Source organism: Saccharomonospora marina XMU15, from assembly GCF_000244955.1.
Lineage (GTDB): Bacteria > Actinomycetota > Actinomycetes > Mycobacteriales > Pseudonocardiaceae > Saccharomonospora_A > Saccharomonospora_A marina.
In genome coordinates this window covers 3,322,916-3,341,436 of the sequence record NZ_CM001439.1, presented here as the reverse complement: position 1 = coordinate 3,341,436, position 18,521 = coordinate 3,322,916, and the positions used below count along the sequence as shown (strand labels likewise).

19 protein-coding genes and 1 tRNA gene are annotated in these 18,521 nt (G+C 72.6%); 9 read left to right on the top strand and 11 right to left on the bottom strand.

Annotation, left to right across the window (positions count from 1 at the left end; translation table 11 throughout):
* Positions 1–105: 105 nt before the first annotated feature.
* The 4 genes from SACMADRAFT_RS15765 to SACMADRAFT_RS15750 form a co-directional block, all read right to left on the bottom strand.
* The gene (locus tag SACMADRAFT_RS15765; protein WP_009154827.1) at positions 106–567 is read right to left on the bottom strand and encodes a MaoC family dehydratase; all 462 of its coding nucleotides are present in this window, start codon (positions 565–567) and stop codon (positions 106–108) included.
* Positions 564–1,325, bottom strand: a complete 762-nt coding sequence (gene fabG / locus SACMADRAFT_RS15760) for a 3-oxoacyl-ACP reductase FabG (RefSeq protein WP_009154826.1) — start codon at positions 1,323–1,325, stop codon at positions 564–566. Before fabG ends, SACMADRAFT_RS15765 begins: the two co-directional genes overlap by 4 nt.
* 30 nt (positions 1,326–1,355) lie before the next feature.
* Positions 1,356–2,042 (bottom strand): DUF998 domain-containing protein, encoded by a 687-nt coding sequence (locus tag SACMADRAFT_RS15755; RefSeq protein ID WP_009154825.1) that lies wholly within the window; start codon positions 2,040–2,042, stop codon positions 1,356–1,358.
* 281 nt (positions 2,043–2,323) lie between these two features.
* Positions 2,324–3,574 (bottom strand): J domain-containing protein, encoded by a 1,251-nt coding sequence (locus SACMADRAFT_RS15750; RefSeq protein ID WP_009154824.1) that lies wholly within the window; start codon positions 3,572–3,574, stop codon positions 2,324–2,326.
* Positions 3,575–3,853: 279 nt separating this feature from the next.
* Between SACMADRAFT_RS15750 and mmuM the strand changes: the two genes are divergently transcribed.
* The 3 genes from mmuM to SACMADRAFT_RS15735 all read left to right on the top strand — a co-directional run bounded on the left by mmuM (position 3,854) and on the right by SACMADRAFT_RS15735 (position 8,516).
* Entirely contained in the window at positions 3,854–4,801 is a 948-nt protein-coding gene (gene mmuM, locus SACMADRAFT_RS15745; RefSeq protein WP_009154823.1) for a homocysteine S-methyltransferase, read from the top strand.
* Positions 4,802–4,888: 87 nt separating this feature from the next.
* A complete protein-coding gene (locus tag SACMADRAFT_RS15740; RefSeq protein WP_009154822.1) occupies positions 4,889–6,226 on the top strand; it encodes a serine/threonine-protein kinase in 1,338 nt (445 codons plus the stop codon).
* 151 nt (positions 6,227–6,377) lie between these two features.
* Complete coding sequence (locus SACMADRAFT_RS15735) at positions 6,378–8,516, top strand: VanW family protein (protein ID WP_009154821.1); 2,139 nt, start codon at positions 6,378–6,380, stop codon at positions 8,514–8,516.
* 20 nt (positions 8,517–8,536) lie between these two features.
* Here the strand turns inward: SACMADRAFT_RS15735 and SACMADRAFT_RS15730 are convergent, their stop codons facing one another.
* Positions 8,537–8,890, bottom strand: coding sequence for a hypothetical protein (locus SACMADRAFT_RS15730; protein WP_009154820.1), 354 nt, complete (start codon positions 8,888–8,890; stop codon positions 8,537–8,539).
* Positions 8,887–9,384, bottom strand: a complete 498-nt coding sequence (locus SACMADRAFT_RS15725) for a hypothetical protein (protein WP_009154819.1) — start codon at positions 9,382–9,384, stop codon at positions 8,887–8,889. Before SACMADRAFT_RS15725 ends, SACMADRAFT_RS15730 begins: the two co-directional genes overlap by 4 nt.
* A gap of 122 nt (positions 9,385–9,506) precedes the next feature.
* Between SACMADRAFT_RS15725 and SACMADRAFT_RS15720 the strand changes: the two genes are divergently transcribed.
* On the top strand, positions 9,507–10,208 hold the full coding sequence (locus SACMADRAFT_RS15720; RefSeq protein WP_009154818.1) for a DUF2267 domain-containing protein: 702 nt from the start codon (positions 9,507–9,509) through the stop codon (positions 10,206–10,208).
* Positions 10,209–10,225: 17 nt separating this feature from the next.
* On the opposite strand, the gene SACMADRAFT_RS15715 is transcribed toward SACMADRAFT_RS15720, so the two are convergent.
* From SACMADRAFT_RS15715 to SACMADRAFT_RS15705, 3 genes are read right to left on the bottom strand one after another with little or no spacing between them, the layout of a single operon-like run.
* Positions 10,226–10,957, bottom strand: coding sequence for a metallophosphoesterase family protein (locus tag SACMADRAFT_RS15715; protein WP_009154817.1), 732 nt, complete (start codon positions 10,955–10,957; stop codon positions 10,226–10,228).
* Positions 10,954–11,220, bottom strand: coding sequence for a BON domain-containing protein (locus SACMADRAFT_RS15710; RefSeq protein ID WP_009154816.1), 267 nt, complete (start codon positions 11,218–11,220; stop codon positions 10,954–10,956). The genes SACMADRAFT_RS15715 and SACMADRAFT_RS15710 overlap by 4 nt, the downstream gene beginning before the upstream one ends.
* A complete protein-coding gene (locus SACMADRAFT_RS15705; protein WP_009154815.1) occupies positions 11,198–11,800 on the bottom strand; it encodes a nucleotidyltransferase family protein in 603 nt (200 codons plus the stop codon). Before SACMADRAFT_RS15705 ends, SACMADRAFT_RS15710 begins: the two co-directional genes overlap by 23 nt.
* Positions 11,801–11,855: 55 nt before the next feature.
* Between SACMADRAFT_RS15705 and SACMADRAFT_RS15700 the strand changes: the two genes are divergently transcribed.
* Together SACMADRAFT_RS15700 and SACMADRAFT_RS15695 are read left to right on the top strand one after the other, a co-directional pair.
* Positions 11,856–12,047 carry a DUF2795 domain-containing protein gene (locus SACMADRAFT_RS15700; RefSeq protein WP_009154814.1) on the top strand — a complete coding sequence of 64 codons (192 nt, stop codon included), beginning with the start codon at positions 11,856–11,858 and terminating at the stop codon, positions 12,045–12,047.
* Positions 12,048–12,125: 78 nt separating this feature from the next.
* On the top strand, positions 12,126–13,523 hold the full coding sequence (locus SACMADRAFT_RS15695; protein WP_009154813.1) for an aldehyde dehydrogenase family protein: 1,398 nt from the start codon (positions 12,126–12,128) through the stop codon (positions 13,521–13,523).
* A gap of 31 nt (positions 13,524–13,554) precedes the next feature.
* Here SACMADRAFT_RS15695 and SACMADRAFT_RS15690 read toward each other — a convergent pair whose 3' ends face one another.
* Together SACMADRAFT_RS15690 and selD are read right to left on the bottom strand one after the other, a co-directional pair.
* Positions 13,555–14,103 (bottom strand): YbhB/YbcL family Raf kinase inhibitor-like protein, encoded by a 549-nt coding sequence (locus SACMADRAFT_RS15690; protein WP_009154812.1) that lies wholly within the window; start codon positions 14,101–14,103, stop codon positions 13,555–13,557.
* A gap of 56 nt (positions 14,104–14,159) precedes the next feature.
* A complete protein-coding gene (gene selD / locus SACMADRAFT_RS15685) occupies positions 14,160–15,152 on the bottom strand; it encodes a selenide, water dikinase SelD (protein WP_009154811.1) in 993 nt (330 codons plus the stop codon).
* A 71-nt stretch (positions 15,153–15,223) separates the two neighbouring features.
* Between selD and SACMADRAFT_RS15680 the strand changes: the two genes are divergently transcribed.
* The 3 genes from SACMADRAFT_RS15680 (at position 15,224) to selB (ending at position 18,520) form a co-directional block, all read left to right on the top strand.
* Positions 15,224–15,315: transfer RNA gene (locus tag SACMADRAFT_RS15680), tRNA-Sec, on the top strand.
* Between the two features lie 182 nt (positions 15,316–15,497).
* Positions 15,498–16,790, top strand: coding sequence for an L-seryl-tRNA(Sec) selenium transferase (selA, locus tag SACMADRAFT_RS15675; RefSeq protein ID WP_009154810.1), 1,293 nt, complete (start codon positions 15,498–15,500; stop codon positions 16,788–16,790).
* Positions 16,778–18,520, top strand: coding sequence for a selenocysteine-specific translation elongation factor (selB, locus tag SACMADRAFT_RS15670; RefSeq protein ID WP_009154809.1), 1,743 nt, complete (start codon positions 16,778–16,780; stop codon positions 18,518–18,520). Before selA ends, selB begins: the two co-directional genes overlap by 13 nt.
* Position 18,521: the final 1 nt, after the last annotated feature.

Sequence of the window (18,521 nt, the reverse complement as noted above, 5' to 3'; positions counted from 1 at the left end):
CCTCCTCGTCGATGGGCGGGGTGCGGGCGAGGCGACCGCGGTCGCCGCGATGTGCGGCCGCCCCCGCCCGTGCCGGTGACCGCTGTGTGTTGGGCCGTGCCCGGCTCAGGGCACCAGCACCACGACCGTTTCGGCCACACAGGCGGGCTTGGCCTCGCCTTCGATCTCGATGGTCCACCTGACCACCGCCTGCTTGCCCTGCGAGGCGTCGCTGACCGAGACCAGTTCGGCGCCTGCCCTGATCCGGGAGCCGACCTTCACCGGCTGCGGGAACCGCACCTTGTTGAGCCCGTAGTTGATTCCCATGCGCAGGCCCTCGACGTGGTAGACGTCCTTGCCCAGCATGGGGATCAGCGACAGGGTCAGGTAGCCGTGGGCGATCGGGGCGCCGAAGGGACCCTTCGCGGCGCGCTCGGGGTCGACGTGGATCCACTGGTGGTCGCCCGTGGCGTCGGCGAAGGTGTCGACCTGCTGCTGGGTCACGGTGTGCCACTGGCTGGTGCCGAGTGACTCGCCGACCGCGGCCGCGAACTCGTCGAGTCCGGAGAACACCCGCGTGCCGGTCATGCCTTCGGCCCCCCGGCGACGTAGATGACCTGGCCGGACACGAACGAAGCGTCGTCGCTGACCAGGAACGACACCACGCCCGCGATGTCTTCGGGCTGGCCGACCCTGCGCACCGGGATCTCCTGCGCGGCTGCCTTCTGGAACTCCTCGAACGGCATCCCGACCCGCTCCGCGGTGGCGGCGGTCATGTCGGTGACGATGAAGCCGGGGGCGATCGCGTTCACGGTCACCCCGAACTTGCCCAGCTCGATGGCCAGAGTCTTGGTGAATCCCTGCAGGCCCGCCTTGGCGGTGGAGTAGTTGGCCTGGCCCCGGTTGCCAAGCGCGGACACGCTGGAGAGGTTGACGATGCGGCCCCAGCCCTGCTCGGTCATGTGCTGCTGCGCGGCCCTGCTCATCAGGAACGACCCGCGCAGGTGCACGTTCATGACCGAGTCCCAGTCGCCCTCGCTCATCTTGAACAGCAGGTTGTCCCGCGTGATGCCCGCGTTGTTGACCAGCACCGTCGGTGCGCCGAGTTGCTCGGCGACCGCCTTGACCGCCGCGTCGACCTGCTCGGCGTCGCTGACGTCCAGACCGATGCCCACCGCGCGGCCGCCGTCGGCGGTGATCGCCTCCGCGCCCGCCTTGGCGCCGGCCTCGTCGAGGTCCAGCAGCCCGACCGCGAAGCCGTCCGAGGACAGCCGCCTGGCAATGGCCGCGCCGATGCCTCGGCCTGCTCCGGTGACGATCGCGACACGGGAAGGGGAGTCCGTCACGTGATACCTCCTCGCCTAGTAAGCGTTCGCTTAGGAAGGTATCAGGTGAGGGGGCGGATTTGGGCAACTGTTCGCCGGACGCAACGAGCCGCACAGCAGCACCGTGAGGGCGAGTACCTCGCCACCGGCAAGGAACCGCTCGACCAGGCCGAGCGGGATCGCCCGCCACCACGGCTGGCCACCGGCGAGCATCAGCGCCACTGCGCCGAGGATCACCGCGAACCACAGCAGTGACGTGATCGCCAGCAGCCTCGCCAGCCCGCGCAGTGCGCGCGAGGCGGGCAGGGCCGCGCCCGCACAGCTGAGCACGGCCAGCGGCAGCGCCACGAACGCCACGATGCTGGCGTACCTGTGAATGGTTCCGCCCAGGCTCGGCCCCACCGACCAGTCGGTCTTCTCGAACACGGTGACCGTCAGCAGTCCAACCACCCACAGGCCGCCGAACACGGTGGTGGTCGAGACCGCGCGAACCAGCCCTCGTGCGACGAGCGTGCCGAACGCCGCGGCCGAGCCAGCGGCCACGAGCAGTACCGAGAGGTCGAACAGCCACTTGTCGGGGCCGAGCGCGTACTCGCTGATGGTGCGCCGTACCGGGTCGATCCCGTCGCTGGAGGGCAGCAGGTGCAGCAATCCCAGCAGCACCGCACCGCTCAGTAACGCGAACAGGCCGGCCGCGGGCAGCAACGCGGTGCCTGGACTCGGGTTTCGCTGGGGCATCGGCTCCTCCCATGCCGTGGTCGGTACGCGCGCACGCTACCGGCGGCGGTGTCGTGAACCCGTCAAAGCGGGCGGGTCCGACCTGGTCGGAAGGGAAGCCGTCGGAAGCCGTCGGGGGCGGTCGAGGGGCGGTCGAGGGCGTCGGATGGCGCTGGAAGGGCGTTCGAAGTATGCCGAGGGGCGCGGAGGGGGCGGAAGGACGCCGAAGGACATCGAGGGGCGCCGAAGGACGCGCAAGGACGCCGAAGGACATCGAGGGGCGCGGAGGGGCGCTGACGAACTCAGCCGACCACCTGGCCGAGCACGGTGCGGAACACGCCGCGGTCGACGGTCGCTGGCTCCACCGCCAGCCAGGCGCCCAGTTCGCGGACGAACCGCTGCGGTGTCATCGCGGGGATCTCCGCGCCGGTGTCCGGCTCGGTGGTGAGCTCTCCCGCCCTGCTGGGGTAGAGCACCAGCGCGCCTCGGACCTCCACCTGCGGCAGCAGCCGCCGGAAGCGTTCGACGCTTTCGGCCAGTCGGGTGCCGCCGCCGCGAAACCGGTGCCCGTTGCGCAGCAACGTGCCGGAGGAATCGGTGCTGTAGTGGCCGGGCAGCCACAGCTTCGACTCGACGAGCACGAGCCTGCGCCCGCACAGCACGGCGTGGTCCACGTCGGCGAACACCGAGTCGGGCCAGGCCAGCCCGTGGAACACCCGCACGCCGGGCAGCCTGGTGAGGTAGCTGGCGAGCAGGTCGGCGGTGAGCCGCTCGGCCACCTGGTCGGTTTCGGTGCCCGGCCGGCCGAACACCGCGGTGCCACCGAATTCGTCGCGGAAGGCGCGCAGCTGCCGATGTGCCGCCAGCGCTCGCCTGCCGAGCAGCGAGGCGGCCGTGAGCGCGGCGGCCAGCAGGAGGAGGCAGCCCACGAGCGGCACGGGGGAGAGGTCCAGCGGCAACAACAGTGGCAGCGCCGCCAGCACCACGCCGAGCAGCGCCGCCACCGTGGGGGCGTGGCCTGCGGTGCCGGGCTGGGCGTAGTGCACCCTGGCGGTGTCGTCGACGCGGTGCCACCACGGGATCGTCGCGACGGGCAGCCGCGGGGTGTCGGGCACGAAGGCGGGGTCCTCGCCGAACTGGCCCGGCCGTGCCCGGTACCGCGAGCGCCGGGTCCGGGTGGCCGCCGCGGCACCGCCCGCCCCGGTGCTGCCGGTGGTGCGGAAACCGGGTTCGGCGGGCCCGTCCTCGTCCGGCTCGCCGCCGGGCTCGTCGGCGTCGTACCCGGTGTCGTACTCGGTCTCGTACTCGGTCTCGTACTCGGTCTCGTACTCGCTGTCGTACTGGGCGCCGTCGTACAGGGCATTGTCGTACTCGGCGCGCCGCTGCGGATCGCCCAGTGTCTCGTAGGCCTCGCGCAGCAACCGGAACGTGCCCGCCGTTCCACCGGTGTCGGGATGCATCGACCGCGCGAGCGCGCGGTACGCCGACTTGATCTCCGCAGCCGTCGCGTCCGGCCGGACGCCAAGCAGTTCGTAGTAGTCGACGTCGGGCACTCTCACCTCCGCTTGCCGCGGCACACAATATGGCCCGCGCCCTGCGGCACGGGCACCGCCCGGCGTCGGCGGGTGGCGGATCGCCTGTGTGCTAAAGGCTGCCGACCCACAACCGCGAGTCCCCCGTTGCTGCCCGCGAGTTCCGCGTTGCCGCCCGCGAGTTCCGCGTTGCCGCCCGCGAGTTCCCCGTTGCCGCCCGCGAGTTCCGCGTTGCCACCTGCGAGTTCCGCGTTCCTGGGCGCGGGGACGCGGTGGCGAGGGCCGGGCGGCGGGCGGCGTATGTCGGAGGCGGGCGATGCGCGCTCGGGTCAACTCGGCCGGGAGTTCACATACGCTGATGACGTGTGGGAACGACAGCGGATCGTGCTGGACGGCGGCGTCGCGACCGAACTCGAGGCACGCGGGCACGATCTCTCCGACGCGCTGTGGTCGGCGCGACTGCTCGCCGACGCGCCCGAGGAGGTCGTCTCGGCTCATCGCGCGTTCTTTCGAGCGGGCGCCAATGTCGCCACCACGGCGAGCTACCAGGCCAGCTTCACCGGGTTCGCCGCGCGCGGTATCGGGCCGGGGCAGGCCGCCGCGCTGCTGCGCCGCAGCGTGGAACTCGCCAAACGCGCGCGCGACCAGGTCAGCGACGACGTGCCGCGCTGGGTCGCCGCCTCGGTGGGGCCGTACGGGGCCGTGCTCGCCGACGGCTCGGAGTACCGGGGCCGATACGGGGTGAGCCGCCAGAAGTTGGCCGCGTTCCACCGGCCCCGGCTGGACGTGCTCGCCGAGGCCGAGCCGGACCTGCTCGCGCTGGAGACCGTGCCCGACGTCGAAGAGGCCGAGGCACTGCTGGACGCTCTGGAGTCCGTGGGGATGCCCGCGTGGCTGTCCTACACGGTCGACGGCGGCCGAACCCGCGCGGGCCAGCCGCTGGAGGAGGCCTTCGCGGTCGTCGCGGGCAGGCCCGACATCGTCGCGGTCGGCGTGAACTGCTGCGCCCCCGAGGAGGTCGCCGACGCCGTCGCCATCGCCGGTGAGACCACAGGGAAGCCGGTGCTCGCCTATCCGAACAGCGGCCAGGGCTGGGACCCGGAGGTAGGCCGGTGGACCGGCACCTCCCGCTTCCGCGCCGACGAGGCGGCGAGCTGGTATGCGCGGGGTGTCACGGCGGTGGGCGGTTGCTGCCGGGTTCCACCCGCCGACATCGCCGCGCTGTCCCGCGTCGCCCGATCCGGCTGAACGGCTGGAACGCCCGATACCCCCTGGCATGCGGCGCCTGCAGCAGGGCAGGCTCTAGGCTGTCGCGCGTGCAAGGGAGGCCCACAGGTGAGTGAGGGCGGGGAGCCGCTGGTCGAGGGACGCTACCGGTTGAAGAGCCGGATCGGCAGCGGCGCGATGGGGATCGTCTGGCGCGCGGTGGACGAGCGGCTGGACCGCACGGTGGCCGTCAAGCAACTGCTGTTGCCGCCCGGACTGAACGAGGTGGAGACGGAGAAGGCGAGGCAACGAGCGTTCCGCGAGGGCCGTATCGCCGCCAGGCTGCAACACCCGCACGCCATCTCCGTGTACAACGTGGCCGAGCACGACGGGCACCCGGTGCTGGTGATGGAGTACCTCCCCTCGCGCAGCCTGTCCGCTGTGCTGGAGGAGCGGGGCACGCTGCCGCCGGTGGAGATCGCCCGCATCGGCGCGCAGGTGGCCACGGCGCTGGCAGCCGCCCACGCCGCGGGCGTGATTCACCGCGACGTGAAGCCGGGCAACATCCTGCTCGGCGAGGACGGCACGGCCAAGATCACCGACTTCGGCATCTCGCGTGCCGCGGGCGACGTCACCGTGACCAGCACCGGCCTGCTCGCGGGCACTCCGGCGTTCCTGTCCCCGGAGGCCGCCCGCGGTGCCGACCCCGGCCCCGCCTCGGACGTGTTCTCACTGGCCGCCACCCTGTACGCCGCAGTCGAGGGCAGGCCGCCTTTCGACAGCGCGGACGGCAACGAGATCGCCATGCTGCACGCCGTGGCCACCGGCCGCGTGGTTCCACCGCGCCAGGCGGGCCCGCTCACCGCGCCACTGGGATGGATGCTGAACAGCGAGCCGACCGCGCGCCCCACGATGGCGCAGGTCGAGCAGGCCTTGCGGGCCGTGGCCGACGGGCACAACCCGCCCTCGCCACCATCCGGCGCCCAACCGCAGGGCCATCAGCCTCACAATCCGCAAGGCCCAAGCCCGCAAGTCCAGAACCCGCAGCCCCAGGTGCAGCAGCCCCAGGTGCAGCCAATCGCCCAGCCGGTCGCCACCGAGCCGCCGACCATGCCCGCGAGCCCGATGCCGCCGAGCCAGGGGCCCGTGCCCGCCAACGCGCAGGCGGCGCACCGCCCGGGTTCGACCAGGCTGGACCTGCGGCCGGGACCGCTCGCCCCGCCACCGCCGTCGATGGCACCGGCGATGGCGCCCGCTCCGAGGCCCGGGGCTCCCGCCGCGGGAGCGCCTTCCGGCGGCAACTCCCGCGCCCGGCTCGCCGTGGCTGCGCTGGCCGTGCTCGCGGCCGTCGCCGTGGGCATTCTGGTCGCGGAGTTGCTGTTCGTGCCGGGGCAGTCGGACGGCGACGCGGACAGCGGCTCGCCGGCCACGACCACCGCTACCACGGCCACCGCGAACCTGGGCTGAGCGGGCCCGGTCGATCGAGCCGAGACCGAGCCTGCGCCCGATCGACACCCAAAAGTGACCTCCCCGCGTGGCAGGCGGGCACCGAAACACCGTGGTGTAGCTTGGCCCGGCCAGCTCGCGCCGCCGTACCACGTGACCAGCCGGGGAAGCCTTGTTCGACGACAACGACTCCACCGAACCGCCGCACGCGGCCAGCACCGAGGACCCTGTCCGCGACGGCGAGCAGGACGCCCACTCCGGCGGCGAATCCGCGCCGGATCGCGACACCGAGGCCGGCGCCGACGCTGACGCCGAGGCCGGTGCCGGTGCCGGTGCCGCGACGGCCCGCGACGCGGGCAGCGGCAGGGTCGCTTCCGTCCTGGCTTCGTTGCGTTCGCTGTTCGACCGGCGAAACCCGTGGCGGGCACCGGCGATGGCCGCCTGCGCCGTGTTCGCCGGATCGCTCCTGCTCTACGCGGGCGACGTGCTCCTCAGCCAGGGCGACGTCGCGCGCGGCACCGTGGTCGCGGGCGTCGACGTCGGCGGTCTTGACCGCGCCGAAGCCGAGCTGCGCCTGCGCGAAACCCTCGAACCCCGAACGCGAAGGCCGGTGCGGCTGCGAGCGGCCGATGTCCGGCACACCATCGACCCGGGGACGGCACGGCTGAGCCTGGACTGGGAAGCCACGCTCGACCGTGCCACCGAGCAGCCGTTGAACCCCTTCGCCCGGCTCGCTTCACTGTTCACCCGCAGGGAGATCGGTGTGGTGTCACACGCCGACCAGGGCCGGTTCGACTCCGAGTTGCGGCGGCTCGCCGCGGTCGTCGACCGGCAGGCCCGCGAAGGTGACGTGCGCTTCGACGGCATCCGGCCCGTCGCGGTCGACCCCGCGCCGGGCAGGAGGCTCGACCGCGCGAAGACCCGCGAGCTCGTCCTGCGGCACTGGGTCTCCCCGGGACCACTGCGGCTGCCGGTGACCACCGTGCCCGTGCGCAGCACGCCCGATTCCGTCCGTGCCGCGCTGCGACGCATCGCCGAACCCGCGGTGTCAGGGCCGGTGACCGTGCACGCCGACGGCAAGGACGTCTCGCTCTCGCCACGACAGATCGCCCAAGCGCTGCACTTCGACGTCGACCGCTCCGGCTCGCTGCAGGCCGCGGTGGACGCCGAGGCACTCACCGAATCGCTCGGCCCCCGGCTCGCCGACACCGAGAAACCCGGCCGCGACGCCGGATTCGAGTTCGAGGGCGACCAGGTGACGGTGCGGCCGTCACAGCCGGGCCGCACCGTCGACTGGCAGGCGCTGGCGAAGGATCTGCTGCCGGTGTTGCGCGGCGGCGAACAACGCCAGGTCGGCGTCCGCTACGCCGAACGCCCGGCGGAACTGACCACATCGGAGGCTCACGAACTCGGCATCGTGGAGGTCATCGGGGAGTTCACCACCGGCGGGTTCGCCTACGACTCCGGCATCAACATCCGGCGGGTGGCGCAGGAGGTCAACGGCGCGGTCGTGAAGCCGGGGCAGACCTTCAGCCTCAACGGCCACACCGGCCCGCGTGGCCTGGAGCAAGGCTACGTTTACGCGGGCATCATCTCGGGCGGCAAGCCGGGGCGCGCCGTCGGCGGCGGAATCTCGCAGTTCGCGACAACGCTGTACAACGCCGCCTACTTCGCGGGAATGCGCGACACCGAGCACACCGAACACAGTTACTACATCAGCCGCTACCCGCAGGGCAGGGAGGCCACGGTCTTCCAGAACCCGGACGGCAGCAGCGTGATCGATCTGAAGTTCACCAACGACGCGCCGACCGGTGTGGTGATCCAGACCAGGTGGACGCCCTCCGACATCACGGTCAGGTTGTGGGGAACCAAACGCTACGAGGTCGAGTCGGTCACCGGTGGCCGGTTCAACTACACCGCGCCACCCACGACGGTGCTGCCCGAGGCGGAGTGCTCACCGAGTTCGGGAACCAGCGGGTTCACCACCACCGACACCCGCATCATCCGCGATGCCGACACCGGTGCCGAGATCCGTCGTGAGAAGCGCACCGTGGTCTACCGGGGGCAACCGAGGGTGGTGTGCGAGGAACCCGAGCCCGACCCCGAGCCGTCGCCCGCATCGCCGGACGAAGCCGGCGACCCCACGGCCGCGCCGGGGCAGCACGCGGCGGGCGCCGGTGACGCCGGCAGCGCCCAAGGTGCCCGCGGTTCCGACAACCCTGACAACCCTGACAACCCCGACGACCCCGACAGCCCCGACGGGGCGAGTGCGGACGCCGAGGCGGCCGCCGTCGGCATCTTCGGAACCTGAACCACCGACGGCCGCGGGAATCAGCCGCCCCGGTCGCCCTTGGGCTTGGCCGGCTGCGCTGGAACACCGTGCGGCGGCGGGTTTACCGCCTCGGCGGTGGTGTCGGTGCCGACCTGCGAGCCGCCGCGAGTCGGCGGTGACTGTTCCGGCCGGATGCTGTGGTCACCCGAGGTCGGCGTGGCGCCCTGCTCCAGCTGTTCCAGCCGGGCACGCATCGCGGTGACCACCGGCAACCGGTCGGCATGGGCGTGCTCGTAGGCCAGCAACCGCTCGATCTCCTCGGCGGTCAGCGACCGGATGCGTTCGCGAAGCGCGGGCACCGGCAGGTGGTCGTAGTCGGGCAACGGCAGGTCGTCGCGCTCGTGGTGAGTCATGCTCCTCCTTGTGCCTTGTCCGGAGCGGGCAGAGCCGAGTCGGCGTCGAGTTCGGCGATGGCCGACTCGACGTCGGTGCGCACATCGGCGCGGTGCAGCGGCCTCGCCGTCCGTCCGGCCTTCCCGGCCGAGCCCACCGTGCGGACCGTGATGCCGAGGGCGGCCTCGCCCACCCAGTCCTGCCGGGCAGGATCGACCAGCAGCAGCGCGCGCACCGGGCCCGCGTGGCGGTTCAGCAACGCCTGGACCCGCTCGTCCGCCCCGGGCCCTGTGACGACGTCGATGGGCCTGCCCAGCGCGTCCGGGTCGGCGAGCAGCCGGTCGGCCTCGGCCAGCGCCTCAGCGGCAGCCAGCCTGCACCACACGATGCGGCGCCGCTCACTCAACTCCCGCCAGGCACGCGGCAGTTCGCCGTGATCGGTTTGCGGGGCCGGGTCGAGCACCAGCACGGTGGGGGAATCCCGGTCGCCCTCGCACACAACGCTGGTCGTCATCGGCGCTCCCTTTGTCGTCGCAGCACGAGCCTTCCCGTGCCGGTACGCGGCGAAACCCGCGAATAGGCCCGCCCCGAGCGGGTACTCGCCGGTTGCCCGGACCAGGAAGGAGGCCGACGTTGGTGAAGTACTCCGAGCTCGTCGACTCCGTACGCCGCCGCGGCGCGTTGGAGACCGCCGAGCAGGCACGTGACACCACCACCGCGGTGCTCAGCACGGCCGCGCACTCGCTCGACCCCGCCGACCGCCGCGCCCTGGCCAGTGAACTGCCGGGAAGCCTCGACGAGGCGGTGCTCGTGCCGGGGCAGCGGGAGCACAGAAGCGGCTCCGACCTCGTCATCGAGGTGGCGCAACGGCTGCACACCACGCAGGAGCGAGCGCGCTACCTGGCGAAGGCGGTGGTGGACGGGCTGCGCGACACCGACGCGGACGTGGTCGAGCGGCTGCGGGAGCGGCTGGACTCCGATCTCATCGACCTCCTCGACGCGGGTGGACAGCCACCGCAGCGGGCGCGCAGTGTGCGCGCCGAGGTGCCCACCGAACTCTCCGAGGAAGAGGTCGCCACGGCATTGCGCGGCCTCACCGGATGGGAGGGCGACCACACCGGCATCAGCCGCACCGTGCTGCTGCCCGAAGAAGCCGTCACACCGCTGGTGAACAGGGTGGAACGCGAGGCTCGCGCGGCCAACGACCACGCGCACGTCGAACGCGTCCAAGGCGGGGTTCGGTTCACGCTGCGCACCGGCCGGGCGGCCGTCACCGAGCCCGACATCCAGCTGGCCGAGCGCATCGACCGCATCGTGGAAGCCGGACCCGGCCGCTGAACCAGCGGGCCACGCGCTCAGTCGCAGCCGCCCGCCCCGTCCCGCAGGCAGTACACCGCGAACGCCGAACGGATCACCGGCTGAGCCACGTTGCGCACCCGGACCCCGCCGGGCGTTACCCCGTGCTCGCAGCCGAGGTGGGCGTGACCGTGCAGCGCCAGGTCGGTGCCGGTGGCGTCCACCGCCTCACCGAGCTGGTAGGCGCCGAGGAACGGGTGAATCTCCGGCGGCTCGCCGCGCAACGTCTCCGGGGTCGGCGAGTAGTGGGTCAGCGCGACCCGCTCGTCGCAGTCCAGCGAATCCAGCGCCGAACGCAGCTTGGCCGCCACGTCGACGGTATGGCCGACGAAGTCCTTCATCTCACGTTCGCCGAACGCGCTGGCGCAGCGCCCCGCGAAGCCCCCGCCGAAGCCCTTCACCCCCGCCACGCCCAGCCGTGCGCCGCCGACGGACAGCACGACACCGTCACCCTCAAGCACCTGCACACCGGCCTCGGTGAGCACCTCGGTCAGTTCGGGTACCGCTTCGGCGTGGTGGTCGTGGTTGCCCAGCACGGCCACCACCGGCACGCCGAGGTCGCGGAACTCGTCGGCGACCACTTTCGCCTCCTGCACCGTGCCGTGCCTGGTCAGGTCTCCCGCCAATAGCAGCACGTCGGCGTGTTCGGGCAGCCGCCGCAACGCGGGCCGCAGCCTGCCGCGGGCGTCCTCGCCGAGGTGGACGTCTCCGACAGCCGCGATCCTGATCATCGCAGCACCTCCGGCTCTCCCGGCTCGCCCGACTCGACCACGCGCACGTCGTTGTGCAGCTTCGCCTCCGGCTCCAGTTCGCGCAGCACCTTGTCCAGTTCCTCCCTGCGGCCGGGGGACGACACGGTCCCGGTCAGGTACACGTCCTGCCCCCGCACCGTGACCTGCACCCCGAGCTCGGCCGTGCGCGCGTCCTCTGCCAGCACCCTGTGCAGCCGGGCGGCGCGGTACTGCGGCGGCTCAGGCTCCTCCGCGTCGCGCATCGATGCCTCCTTCCGTGCTCGCCAGTTCCCGCGCGCTCACCACACCCAGCTCGGCCAGCAGCGAGAGCAGCGCCCTGGCGTAGGCCGAGCAGCCCGTCTCCCGTGCCACCCGCGCCCAGTCGACCTGCTCCCGCAACGCCCGCGTCACCGGCAGCAACGGTGTGAAGTCGCAGCGATGCTCACCGAGCACGAGCAGCTTGTCGATCACCAGCTCGGTCGCGGGCAGCACGGGCGCCGTGGTGGCACCCACCCGCGTCTCGGTCGCCATGGCCAGCAGGTCCGTGGTCACCTGGCGCTGGTTGGGTCGAAAGATCAGGTCCACCAGGCAGTCCCCGTCGTAGACCTTGACCAGCCAGTCCTCCGGCGGGTCGACCGCGCGCATCCCGGCGGCCACGAGCGCCTTGCGCGCCACGGGAGTGTCCTCCTTGGTGAGGAAGACGTCGACGTCGTGCTCCGAGGCAGGGCCGCCGAGCGCGTAGATCGCGCATCCGCCCGCCAGCGCGAAGGGGACCCCTTCGGCACGCAACACGTTGCTGACTCGCATGGCTGTGCGCAGCAACCGGTCGATGTCGACATCCACCGGGTGCGGTTACCCCTGGCTGCTGGGGGGTATGCGTGGATCTGGAGGTGAGAGCATGTCCGCGCCGAACCCCATCCAGATGCAGAAGTACCTGTCCGGGGTGGACTACCCGTGCACCCGCGAGCAGTTGGTGGAACACGCCCGTTCCAAGGGTGCCGACGAGGAGGTACTCGAACATCTGCGTGCACTGCCGGACCGCACCTACAACGGGCCGAACGCGGTGAGCCAGGAGTACGCCCGTACCTGACGGCGTACCACCTGCCCGGCGAGGGCACGTTTACCGAAGCGGTACGCGGATCACCCTCGCCGGCAGGAGGTGCGTGCCATGACCGATCTCGCCGTACAACTCGACCTGCCCGCAGCCGCGCCGGACGACCCGCACGGTATCCGCATCGACAACCCCGCGGACGGCACCGTGGTCGGCCGTATAGCGGCGGCGCGGGAGGCCGACGTCGCGGCCGCTGTGGCCTCGGCCGCAGCCGCCAGGGCACTGTGGGCCCGGACCCCCGCGACCGACCGGGCGGCGGGCTTGCGTGCGGCGGCGGCAGCGGTGCGCGACCGAGTCGACGACCTCGCCCGCGTCAACCAGTTGGAGACGGGCAAACCGCTCGACGAGGCGAGGGCCGGTGTGCTCGCCGGTGCCGCGACACTGGAGCAGTACGCCGAACTCGGACCGGTCCACCGGGGCAAGACGCTGCTGGGAGAGGTGCATGCCACCGATCTGATGGTGCCGCAGCCCCGTGGCGTGGTCGCCGTGCTGACGCCGTGGAACGATCCCGTCGCCGTGGCCTGCGGGCTGCTCGGCGCGGCGCTGGTGACGGGCAACACCGTGGTGCACAAGCCGAGCGAACGGTGCCCGCACACCGGACTGCTGCTGGGTGAATTGCTGGTCCCGCACTTCCCGGAAGGCGTGCTGAACTGCCTGGCCGGAGACGGCTCCGTCGGCAGGTGGATCACCTCCAGCCCCGACATCGACGTCATCGCCCACGTCGGCAGCAGCGAGACCGGCCGGGCCATCGCGAGGGCGGCAGCGGAAACCGGAGCCAAGGTGCTGCTGGAAAACGGTGGCAACGACCCGCTGCTCGTCGACGCCGGGGTGGACCCGGAATGGGCCGCCGAGCAGGCCGCCACGGGCGCGTTCGCCAACAGCGGACAGATCTGTGTCGCGGTGGAGCGCATCTACGTCCACCGCGCGCTGGCCGAGCCGTTCCTGGCCGCGCTCACCGCCCGCGCCGACCGGCTCGGCCTGCTGCCGCTGGTCGACGCCAGGCACCGCGACAAGGTGCACGAGCACGTGACCGACGCCGTCGCGGCGGGCGCCCGGCTGCGGGCGGGCGGCGTGCTACCCGGCGAGCCCGGAACGCTGTACCCGGCGACCGTGCTGTCCGGCTGCGAACCAAGCATGCGGCTCATGCGCGAGGAGACGTTCGGTCCGGTGGCGCCGGTGCGTGAGGTGGCCGATTTCGAGCAGGCACTCGCGGAGGCAGGCGACGACCGCTACGGCCTTGCCGCCACCGTGCTCACCCGCTCCATGGACAACGCGCAACGGGCCTGGCGGCACCTCGACGTCGGCACGGTGAAGGTCAACGCCGTGTTCGGCGGCGCGCCCGGCGGTGCGGCCCAGCCGAGGCGGGCCAGCGGCCAGGGCTACGGCTACGGTCCCGAACTGCTCGACGAACTGACCGCGACCAAGGTCGTGCACCTGGAGCCCGCGCCCGGCTGACAACCGCGGGCCAAGACACTGCGGCCGCGCGTCAGCGGGCGAACAGGCCCACCAGGTTCCCGGTCGCCAGGGTGTGGCCGTCCACGGCCGCCCGCACGTCCTCGGCGGTCACCCCCTCGCCCAGCCCGAGTGGGCGGTCGACGGCGTAGAGCCGGAAGAAGTAGCGGTGCGCGTCGTCGCCCACCGGGGGCTGCGGCCCCGCCCAGCCGATGTCGCCGAAACCGTTGCGGCCCGGCGCCGCCTCGCGCGGCAGCCGGTCCTCCTCGATGCCGGACGACTCGGGCGAAAGGTTGGTGACCACCCAGTGCGTGAAGTCGCCGCCGGGCGCGTCAGGGTCCTCACACACCAGAGCGAGTTCCTCGGTGCCGTCGGGCACCTGCGTCCACTCCAGCGGGGGCGACACGTTGCCGCCCTGCCGCGAGTAGCGCTCCGGAATGAGCGTGCCGTCACTGAACGCCGAACTGCGCAGCTCCAGGCCCGAGGCGATCGGCCGTGGCGGCTCGTCGATCGAAGGATCGCCCCTGCTGGTTCCGCGCACGCCCTTCGGGCCCAGTGCCCTGTCACCCTGCTGTTGCCCCACGAGCTTCTCCTTTCCTCCGCTGCCAGTGACGTTCCCGGGGCAACCGAGGGCAAACCTCAGCGCACCACCACCGTCGGGCCGCGCATCGCAACCAGTTCGCCGATCACCGTGGCCCCCGGGATCTCACCCGCGAGCAACAGCCCTCCTGAGGTCTGCGCGTCGGCGAGCAGCAACGCGGTGTCAGCGTCCACCCCGGACAGTTCGGCGTGCGGCGCCACCCAGTCGAGGTTTCGCTTGGTGCCGCCGGACACGAACCCTTCACGCACCGCCTGCCTCGCGCCGTCCAGCAGCGGCACCGCGGCGGAGTCGACGACCGCGGTGACCCCGCTGGCACGCGCCAGCTTGTGCAGGTGACCTAGCAGGCCGAACCCGGTGACATCGGTCGCGCAGGTGATACCTCGCCCGACTGCGGCCCGCGAAGCCTCGTCGTTGAGCGTCGTCATCACCTCGATCGCCTCGTCGAACCGCTCCGCCGTCGCCTTGTGCCGCGTGTTGAGCACCCCCACACCGAGCGGCTTCGTCAACGACAGCGGCAGCCCGGGACGGCCGGAATCGTTACGCAGCAACCGGTCGGCGTCGGCGGTGCCGGTGACCGCCAACCCGTACTTGGGCTCGGGGTCGTCCACGCTGTGCCCGCCTGCCAGGTGGCAACCCGCGTCACCGCACACCCGCGCGCCACCTGCCAGCGCCTCGGCCGCGAGTTCGAACGGCAACGTCTGCCTCGGCCAGCACAGCAGGTTCACCGCGACCACCGGGATGCCGCCCATCGCGTACACGTCGGACAGCGCGTTGGCCGCCGCGATCCTGCCCCAGTCGTAGGGATCGTCCACGACCGGCGTGAAGAAGTCCGTTGTGGCGAGCACCGCGCGCGAGCCGTCGATGCGCACCGCCGCCGCGTCGTCCCCGTCGTCGAGGCCCACGAGCAACTCCCCGGCAGGCGAGGTGGGTTTGGCGCCGGTGAGGCCGCTCACCACCTCCTCGAGCTCGCCGGGCGGGATCTTGCAGGCGCAGCCGCCGCCGTGGGCGTACTGGGTGAGTCGGTAAGCCATGTCACCATGTTGCGGCCTGCGCTCGCGCTGCACACTTCGAGCGCTCTTGCGAGGATGGCCGGGTGGCACAGGGAGGCGCTTCCGGCCTGGTGACCGGCACGGTCTTCAAAACCGTTGAACGGCAGGCACTGCCGTTGGCGGGTTCGATTCCCGTTCGCCTCCGCTCTGTTGATCGCGGGGGCGACCCCCGCGTTCCCCGCGGTGCGTGCTCGTCGTCGTGGCGGGCGCGGCCGTGTCGCGGTGGTGACCAGCGGTGGTTCGCTGCGGGTTGTGGTGGTTGTGGCGATGCCCGCGTACCGCAGGGCGCGTGCTCGCCCCCGCCCGCGTATCTCGGGGAGTCCTGGCATGACTGATCCACGACGACACATCCCGCGCACCGACACCCTGCTCGCCGAACCACGGCTGGCCAAGGCGGCACAACAGCTCGGAACCGACCTCGTCAAGGAGGTGATCAGCGCCGCCCAACAGTGCGCGCGGCGCGGGGACATCGCCCCCGCAGAGGTGGCCGAGCGCGCGCTGGCCATGTTGCCGCCGACGGCGTCCTCGCTGCGCTCGGTGCTCAACGCGACCGGTGTCGTCGTGCACACCAACCTCGGCCGAGCCCCGCTGTCGGCCGCCGCGCTCGACGCCGTGCACGCGGCGGGCGGCAGCACCGACGTCGAGTTCGACCTCGCACAAGGCCGAAGGGCGGCAAGGGGAAGCGGTGCCCTCGCCGCGCTGGCTCGCGCGGTTCCCGACGCCGCCGACGTACACGTGGTCAACAACAACGCCGCCGCGCTGCTGCTGTGCGCGCTGGGCCTCGCCCGGGGCAGGGAGATCGTGATCAGCAGGGGAGAGCTGGTCGAGATCGGCGACGGCTTTCGCATCCCGGACCTGCTCGAAGGCACCGGGGCACGGCTGCGCGAGGTCGGCGCCACCAACCGCACCACCGTCGCCGACTACGCCGAGGCACTGGGTCCGGACACCGCATTCGTGCTGAAGGTGCACCCGTCCAATTTCCGCGTCACCGGCTTCACCGCGCAGGTGCCGATCACCCGGCTCGCGGCGCTCGACGCGCCCGTCGTTGCCGACATCGGGTCAGGACTGCTTCGCCCCGACCCGCTGCTGCCCGACGAACCCGACGCGACGACCGCGCTGCGCGAGGGCGCCGCACTGGTCACAGCCAGCGGCGACAAGCTGCTCGGCGGCCCGCAGGCCGGGTTGCTGCTCGGCGACGCCGCGCTGGTGAGCCGCCTGCGCGGGCACCCCTGCGCCCGCGCGCTGCGGGTGGACAAGCTGACACTGGCGGCGCTGGAGGCCACGCTTCGCGGGCCCGCGCCGCCGGTGCGGGCAGCGCTGGAGGCCGATGCGGGCGCGCTGCGTGGCCGTGCCGAGGAACTCTCCTCGGCGCTGCGCCGCAGGGGAGTGGACGCGCACGCGGTCCACTCGGTGGCCGCTGTCGGCGGTGGTGGCGCACCGGGGGTGGAACTTCCCAGCGCCGCGGTGAGCGTTCCCGCCGAACACGCCGCGAGGTTGCGCCGTGGCCAACCGCCCGTCGTCGGCCGGGTCGAGAAGGGTCGCTGCCTGCTGGACCTGCGCACCGTCGATCCCGACGACGACGAGCGCCTGCTGGAGGCGGTGTCGGCATGCATGTCGTAGCCACGGCAGGGCACGTCGACCACGGCAAGTCGGCGCTGGTGCGTGCGCTCACCGGGATGGAGCCCGACCGGCTGGCGGAGGAACGCAGCCGAGGGCTCACCGTCGACCTCGGGTTCGCCTGGACCGAGTTGTCGGATCACGTGCTCGCGTTCGTGGACGTGCCCGGCCACGAGCGCTTCGTGTCGAACATGCTCGCGGGTACCGGCCCGGTGGCCGCGGCGATGTTCGTGGTGGCCGCCGACGAGGGCTGGCAGGCGCAGTCCGGAGAGCATCTGGCCGCGCTCGACGCGTTCGGTGTGCGCCACGGCCTGCTGGTGGTGACCAAGGCCGACCGCGCCGACCCCGCGCCAGTGCTGGCCCAAGCACGGGACCGCATCGCGGCTACCTCGCTGGGCCGGGTGCACGCGGTCGCGGTGAGCGCGCGCACCGGCGAAGGACTCGACCGGCTGCGCCAACACCTGGTCGCGCTGGCGGACGAACTGCCGGAGCCGGACCGCGACGCCGACGTGCGGCTGTGGATCGATCGGGCCTTCACCGTGCGGGGCGCGGGCACCGTGGTCACCGGCACCCTCGGCGCGGGCACCATCGGTGTCGGCGAGCAGTTGCGGCTCGGCACGGGGCCGAGGGTGACCGTGCGTGGCCTGCAGGCGCTGGGACAACCACGCGACGAGGTCGATGCCGTGGCGCGGGTCGCGGTGAACCTGCGCGGCGTCGACCGCGGTGATGTGCGGCGCGGCGACACGCTGCTCACCCCGGGCGCCTGGGAACACACCCGCGAGGTCGACGTGCGGTTGCGTGGCGCCAAGAGCGCCGAAGTGCACCGGGGGCTCGTGCTGCACGTCGGCGCGGCCGCGGTCGCGGCGCGCGTCCGTCCACTCGGGACCGACACGGCGCGGCTGGCGCTGGCGGCGCCGCTGCCGCTGCGGGCGGGCGACACCGGGCTGCTGCGCGATCCCGGCCAGCACCGGGTGCCCGCCGGGGTGGACGTGCTCGACCCGGACCCGCCACCGCTGCGCCGCAGGGGAGCGGCACGTGCCAGGGCAGCCGAACTGGACGAGCGCGACGACGCCGTCGCGGCGGCCTATGTTCGCCGTCACGGCGCGGTGCCGCTGTCGCGGCTGCGCGCGCTGGGCTGGCACCCACCCGCTTCCCGCGTCGGGTCGTTCGCCGTGGACGAGCGGCTGCTCGCCGAGCTGCCCGGCAGGGCGAAGCAGGAGTTCGCGGCCTGGCGTGCCCGCGAACCGCTCGCCTCGGGTCTGCCGGTGCGCTCGCTCCGGCAGACGCTGGCAGTGCCCTCCGAAGTGCTGACCGCCGTGCTGCCGCAGACCGGACTGGAACTGCGCGACGGAGTCCTGCGCGACCCCGGCTCCACCGAGAACCTGCCCGAGCGCATCGACCGTGCCGTTCGGGAGGTGGAGCGCATGTTGGACAGCTGCCCGTTCCACGCGCCGGAGGCCGACGACCTCAGCAGGCTGGGGCTCGGCACGAGGGAACTCGCGGCCGCGGAGCGTGCGGGCAGGCTGCTGCGCGTGGCGCGGGGCGTGGTGCTCGCGCCGCGGTCGCTGAGCCGGGCGCGGGCCGTGCTGACCGGGCTGCCGCAGCCGTTCACCGTCAGCCAGGCCAGGAAGGCGCTGGACACCACCCGGCGGGTGGCGGTGCCGCTGCTGGAGCGGCTCGACGCCGACGGTGTCACGCGGCGACACGACGACGGGACGCGCACCCTGCGCTGAT